6 protein-coding genes and 1 pseudogene are annotated in these 5,899 nt (G+C 71.2%); 5 read left to right on the top strand and 2 right to left on the bottom strand.

All coding sequences use genetic code 11. The features are described 5' to 3' along the window. Positions 1–553: acyl-CoA dehydrogenase family protein (locus AB0M20_RS22860; protein WP_364301243.1), on the top strand; the 553-nt coding region annotated here is incomplete at its 5' end. 76 nt (positions 554–629) lie between these two features. Next, positions 630–1,124: a Uma2 family endonuclease gene (locus tag AB0M20_RS22865; RefSeq protein ID WP_364301245.1), complete on the top strand. Its 495-nt coding sequence runs from the start codon at positions 630–632 to the stop codon at positions 1,122–1,124. Between the two features lie 13 nt (positions 1,125–1,137). Here the strand turns inward: AB0M20_RS22865 and AB0M20_RS22870 are convergent, their stop codons facing one another. After that, complete coding sequence (locus tag AB0M20_RS22870; RefSeq protein ID WP_364301247.1) at positions 1,138–1,335, bottom strand: hypothetical protein; 198 nt, start codon at positions 1,333–1,335, stop codon at positions 1,138–1,140. A 116-nt stretch (positions 1,336–1,451) separates the two neighbouring features. Between AB0M20_RS22870 and AB0M20_RS22875 the strand changes: the two genes are divergently transcribed. Further along, the gene (locus AB0M20_RS22875; protein WP_364301249.1) at positions 1,452–1,721 is read left to right on the top strand and encodes a nickel-binding protein; all 270 of its coding nucleotides are present in this window, start codon (positions 1,452–1,454) and stop codon (positions 1,719–1,721) included. A gap of 5 nt (positions 1,722–1,726) precedes the next feature. Here the strand turns inward: AB0M20_RS22875 and AB0M20_RS22880 are convergent, their stop codons facing one another. Beyond that, the gene (locus tag AB0M20_RS22880; protein ID WP_364301251.1) at positions 1,727–4,600 is read right to left on the bottom strand and encodes an AAA family ATPase; all 2,874 of its coding nucleotides are present in this window, start codon (positions 4,598–4,600) and stop codon (positions 1,727–1,729) included. 212 nt (positions 4,601–4,812) lie between these two features. On the opposite strand from AB0M20_RS22880, the pseudogene AB0M20_RS22885 reads away from it, so the two are divergent. Next, positions 4,813–5,199: pseudogene (locus AB0M20_RS22885) on the top strand (FAD-dependent oxidoreductase); the annotation flags it as partial. Between the two features lie 434 nt (positions 5,200–5,633). Further along, positions 5,634–5,899, top strand: a 266-nt coding sequence (locus AB0M20_RS22890) for a protein rep (RefSeq protein WP_364301253.1), incomplete at its 3' end; no start/stop codon positions are given.

A 5,899-nucleotide genomic window follows, 5' to 3' on the forward strand; every position in this document is an offset into this window, starting at 1 on the left:
GGAGAAGAAGCTGGGCATCAAGGGCAGCCCGACCCGCGAGGTCTACCTCGACAACGTGCGGATCCCGGCGACGAGGATGATCGGCGCCGAGGGCACCGGCTTCGCCACCGCGATGCAGACCTTGGACCACACGCGGGTCACGATCGCGGCGCAGGCGATCGGCATCGCACAGGGGGCGCTCGACTTCGCGCTCGGCTACGTGAAGGAGCGCAAGCAGTTCGGCAAGCCGGTCGCCGACTTCCAGGGCGTCCAATTCATGCTGGCCGACATGGGCATGAAGCTCGAGGCGGCGCGGCAGCTGACCTACGCGGCGGCGGGCAAGAGCGAGCGCGGCGACGCCGACCTGACCTATTTCGGCGCGGCGGCGAAGTGCTTCGCCTCCGACGCGGCGATGGAGATCACGACGGACGCGGTGCAGCTGCTCGGCGGGTACGGCTACACGCGCGACTACCCGGTCGAGCGGATGATGCGCGACGCCAAGATCACCCAGATCTACGAGGGCACGAACCAGGTCCAGCGCATCGTCATGGCCCGCCAGCTCCTCAAGGACTGACTAGGATGGCGGCATGAGCGCTGAGGCATTCAGCAGGAGTCTTCCTGCCGTCGTCACGCTCGATGACCTTGCGGCCATGAACGAAGCCGACCGGCACGGTCATCGTTACGAATTGAGCCCCGAGGGAGCCTTGTCGGTCATGCCGCCGGCTGATTCTGAGCATGCCGCGATCGCGAGCCGCCTGTTCGCCTGGTTGATCTTGGCCGGTTGGCCGGCCGACCGAATCCTGCAGGCGGTCGGCATCAAGGTCCCGAGCCCGGCCGGTGACGGCGGCCGCATCCCCGACCTGACGGTCTGGTCGGCTCCGCAGCCACGAGCCGTGTGGTTGCCGTTGACCGACCTCGTGCTGGCCGTCGAGATCGTTTCGCCGGGATCGGCCGCGATGGACGAGGTCGTGAAGGTCCGCGAGTACGCCACGGCCGGAATCCAGCGGTACTGGATGGTCGAGCGGGACGCCGCGCAGACCGTCACCATGCACACACTCGGGCAGGACGGCGTGTATGAGGTGGCGGCGAAGATGCCACTCACCTGGCTGCTCCAGACAAGTCCGGCGGACCACCGGCTCGGATGATCCGCACCGCCGGTCAGGTGTTGCGGATGCGGTTGTCGAGCGGGGCCGGCTGGGTGGCCCACCACTCGGGCGGCACCACGGCGTGCAGCTCGCCCGCGATCGACCGCAGGTGGCCCTCGATCGGCTGTCCCTTGTGCGCGTCGGCGAGGCCGGTCAGCCGCACCTGCCACTGGGCGATCTTCTCCACGTCGACACTGACCTGGTAATCCATGGGTCCACCCTAGAACGCGGTGGGCCGGAAAGCGTGGATGTCGGGTGGCGGGCAAATCGCGCGCCGGTGCTCGCCCGTGGTTGTAAGGTCGGGCAACCCATGCGGAGGTGGTTGACATGCCGTTCTTCATGATCGAGCGGCGCTACGCCGAGGAGTTCGAAGCGAACGCCGACGAAGCCGATCAGGTCAGGCGGATCAACGACGAGGAAGGCGTGCGCTGGCTGTACTCCTTCCTGTCCGCGGACAAGCGCAAGACCTACTGCCTCTACGAGGCGCCGTCGCCCGACGCGGTCCGCCGCGCCGCGGCTCGCGCGGGCCTGCCGGTCGACGTCGTGACCGAGGTCGCCGGGCAGGTCACGCCCGACGGGACGCTGGTCGCGTTCTAGAACGTTCAGGCCAGGCCGTTGTCGGTGGCGTACCGGGCGGCCTGCGTCCGGTTGGCGGCGCCGGTCTTCATCAGGATGCTGCGGATGTGGTTGGCGGCCGTGTTGCCACTGATGTGCAGCCGCGCGCCGATCTCCCGGTTGCTCAGGCCCTGCGCCAGGAGGCGGATCACCTGCGCCTCCCGCGCGGTCAGCACCTCCGGCGCCGTCCGCAGCTCCTCCAGGCGCCGCAGCACGCGCACCTGCCCGATCGGCTCGGCCAGGCTCGTCGCCTGCGCCGCCAGGTCCCTCGCCCGCGCCGAGTCGCGGCCGGCCCGGTGCAGCATCAGGGCGTGGCAGGCGAGCGTGTCGGCCGTGTGCACGACCGACGCCATCCGGCGGTCCATCTCGAGCGCCACGGCGAAGTGCCGCTCCGCCGCGTCGATGTCACCGAGCACCTCGGCGAGCCGTGCGAGCTGCCGGTCCGCGCTGCCGAACAGCGCGATGAACTGGCCGCCGAACAGGTTCTTCCCGGCGTACGCCGCAGCGAACGGCCGCAGCGTGGCCGCCGCCTCCCGGTCGCCCACGGCCACGGCGGCGTCGATCATGTACGCCAGCTCGATCGGCCACTGCGCCCCGCTGGTGTGCGCGGCCAGGTCGCGGTCCAGCAGGTGCCGCAGCGCCCGCCGGATGCCGTCGGCCAGCCCCAGCTCGGTGTACAGCGCGAGCAGACCCGGCACCCAGCGGTCGGCGAACGACTCGCGGCCGGTGAGCAACCGGCGGGCCGGCTCGAGCCGCGCCGTCTCCCGCCGGATCATGTACGCCTGCACACCGAACGAACCGTCCGCGGTGTCCACACCGAACGCCGCGCCCCACTCCAGTGTCCGCAGCGCCAGCCGCTCGGCGTGGTCGAAGTCGCCCTCCAGGAACACCCGTCCCTGCGAGACACAGTCCGCGAAGTAGTTCGTCCACGGCTGCCCGGTCGCCTCGGCCGATCGCCGCAGGTCGGTGACCGCCTCCGCGAGGTCGCGAGGTCGCCCGGTGAGGTAGCTGACCACCGACCGGAAGTAAGACGCCACGGACAGCGTCTCCTGGTCACCCGAGGCGGCGCAGATCCGGGCCAGCTCGGTGGACCGGTCTATCTGGGTCGGCGCCATGTCCGGGGCGAGGCCGTGCCAGAGGCTGGTCTTGAGCGCGTGGGCGAGGACCGCCCGATCGCCGGTGCGCCGGGCCAGGTCGATCGCCCGCGCGCCGGCGACCCGCGCCTCGTCGGTCCGCCCGGCGAACGCCAGGGCCCGGCTCAAGCTGCCCAGCGCCCGCGCGTACCGGTGATCGTCCTCGGCGAAGCCGCACGCCTCGATCGCCGACCCGAGCAGATCCGCCGCCCGCGGACTGCCCAGTCCCGGACGAGCCGTGGACTCCTCGAGCCCGATCGCCGCGCGGAGCCGGATCAACGGGTCGGGCGCGTTGGCGAGCCGGTCATAGATGATCCGGGCGCGGGCGGCGTCGCCGGCCCGCAACTGGTTGGTGGCCGCCTCGAGGGACAGCTCGGCGCGGGTCTCCGGGTCCACAGCGGGCAGTGCCGCCGCCTTCTCGTACCAGGTCGCCGCCTCCTCGAAGGCCATGCTGTGCGCGGCCGACCGGGCCGCCTCCACCGCGTACCGCTGCGCCGGCTCGGCGAAGCCGAGCACATGGGCGACGAGATAGTGGTACGCGATGCGCGGAACCAGGGCGGGATCGTGGTGTTCCTCGAGCGCCGCGGCGACCCGGGCGTGCAGCATCGTGCGCCGGCTCTGCGGCAGCCGGTCGAGGACGGCCTGCCGGGTCAGCGCGTGCACGAAGCCGTAGCGACCGGCCGTGCCGCCCTCCTCGATCAGGCCGACCGCGGTGGCGGCGTCGAGCGCGTCCATGCTTTCGGCGTGGCCGGTGTCCCCGGCGCGGACCAGCGTGGACAGATCGAACTGATCGCCCAGCACGGCGGCGACGCCGATCAGCTCCCGGGCGGGTTCGCCGAGTCCGGCGAGCCGGGCGGCGACGGTCTCACCGACCGACTCCGGCACCCGTTGCGGGCCGCGCAGTGCCGCGACGCCGCCCCGCCGCTCCAGGTCGAGCCAGGTCTCGCGGAGGAAGAACGGGTTCCCGCCGGTGCGGTCGCGCAGCACGGACGCGGGCCCGCGCGCGGCGGCCGCCGACAGTCCGCCGTGGACGCGGACGAACTCGGTGATGTCGTCGGTGTCCAGACCGGCCAGGTCGAGCCGCCGGACGTTGTCCAGCCGGTGCAGGTCGGCGAGCCGGGCGCTGAGGTCGGCCGAGCGGTCGGGCTCGGTGGTCCGGAACGTGCCGAGCACCAGGACCGGGGCGTCGAGGCAGGCGTGGATCACGTGGTCGAGCAGGGCGAGGGTGGGCAGCTGGGCCCAGTGCAGGTCGTCCAGGATCACCGCCAGCGGGCCGTTCTCCGCCACGCCCCGCAGGACCGCGGCCACCGCCTCGAACAGGTCGCGGCGTCCCTCACCGGCGGGCATCGCGCCGTCCGGCAGGTGCCGCCCGGCGTGTCTGGACAGCAGCCCCAGCTCCGGTGTCAGGCGGGTCAGGTCACCGGGCCGGCTCACCAGCAGCAGCCGGTCGAGCATCTCGGCGAACGGCTGGTAGGGCACGCCGGCGTCACGGGTCGCGGTGCCGACCAGCACGGTCGCGTCGTGGTCGAGCAGGGTGCAGGCGACCTCGGCGGCGAGGCGGGTCTTGCCGGCGCCCGGTTCGCCGCCGAGCAGCACCACCTGGCTCTGGCCGGCGAAGACCCGCTCGCAGACGCGTTCCAGCACCTCGAGCTCGTATCGGCGCCCGACCAGGCGTGCCCGCCGCGCCGCTGCGAAGCGCGTGGGCAGGGCCACGGGCATCCGTGCCATCCCCGCACCCTACCGAGGAGTGACCGCCGGTCTCGATAGTCAGATCTGACCGTCTCCGAGCCGACAGACGACTGGTCAGGACCCGTCATGACAGGACCGCGCCGGCGCGGCACGGTCGAGCGATGACACAGCTGGACATTCTCAGACCCGGTGACCACGGGTACGACGAACAACGAGCGCTGTACAACGCAATGATCGACCGGCGACCCGCCATGATCGCGCGCTGCCGGTCGGTGGAGGACGTCCGCGCCGCATTGGCGACCGCCCAGCAGTCGGGGCTGGAGATCGCGGTCCGCGGTGGCGGGCACAACGGGGCCGGCTACGGCTCGGTCGACGGCGGCCTGGTGATCGACCTACGGGAGATGAACGGCGTACAGGTCGACCCGGAGGCGCGCACCGCCCGTGTGCAGGGCGGCGCCACCTGGGGTCAGATCGACGCGGCCACCGGCGCGCACGGGCTGGCCACCCCGGCCGGGATCATCTCGACCACCGGCGTCGGCGGCCTCACCCTGGGCGGCGGCCACGGCTATCTGACCCGCAAGTACGGGCTCACGATCGACAATCTGCTGGAGGCCGAGGTCGTGCTGCCCGGTGGTCAGGTGGTGACCGCCTCGGAGTTCGAGCACCCGGACCTGTTCTGGGCGCTGCGTGGCGGCAGCGGCAACTTCGGCGTCGTCACGTCGTTCCTGTTCCGGCTGCACCCGGTGTCCACGGTCATCGCGGGGCCGACGCTGTGGCCGATCGAGGCGACCGCGGACGTGCTGAGCTGGTACCGGGACTTTCTGCCGGCGCAGGACGAGGATCTGTACGGCTTCTTCGCCGTCATGACCGTGCCGCCGGGCGACCCGTTCCCGGTCGAGTGGCACAACCGCAAGGCGTGCGGGGTGGTCTGGTGCTACGTCGGCGACCCGGACAAGTTCGACGAGGTCTTCGCTCCGGTGCGGGCGATGCAGCCGCAGTTCGAGGGGGTCGGCGAGGTGCCGTACGCGGCGCTGCAGTCAGCGTTCGACGCCCTCTACCCGCCGGGCCTCCAGTGGTACTGGCGTGGCGATTTCATCCGTGGCGTACCGGACGAGGCCGTCGCGGCGCACGTGAAGTTCGCCGAGCAGATGCCGAGCCCGCTGTCGACGATGCACCTCTACCCGGTGGACGGCGCGGTCCGGCGGGTCGGCGCGGCGGACACGGCGTTCAGCTATCGCGACGTCACGTTCTATTGTGTGTTGAAAATGCTTATTTCAGAAAAAAAGAGAATTATATAACGCAAGAAGAGTGGATCAATTTATGGCAAAAAGCTCTTCA

Source organism: Actinoplanes sp. NPDC051633 (genome assembly GCF_040681735.1).
In the GTDB taxonomy this organism is placed as follows: domain Bacteria; phylum Actinomycetota; class Actinomycetes; order Mycobacteriales; family Micromonosporaceae; genus Actinoplanes.

Bases quoted from the DNA above. Each gene is read 5' to 3' on its own strand.
- AB0M20_RS22870 (WP_364301247.1), bottom strand. From the start codon at position 1,335: ATGGATTACCAGGTCAGTGTCGACGTGGAGAAGATCGCCCAGTGGCAG.
- AB0M20_RS22865 (WP_364301245.1), top strand. From the start codon at position 630: ATGAACGAAGCCGACCGGCACGGTCATCGTTACGAATTGAGCCCCGAG.
- AB0M20_RS22880 (WP_364301251.1), bottom strand. From the start codon at position 4,600: ATGGCACGGATGCCCGTGGCCCTGCCCACGCGCTTCGCAGCGGCGCGG.
- AB0M20_RS22875 (WP_364301249.1), top strand. From the start codon at position 1,452: ATGCCGTTCTTCATGATCGAGCGGCGCTACGCCGAGGAGTTCGAAGCG.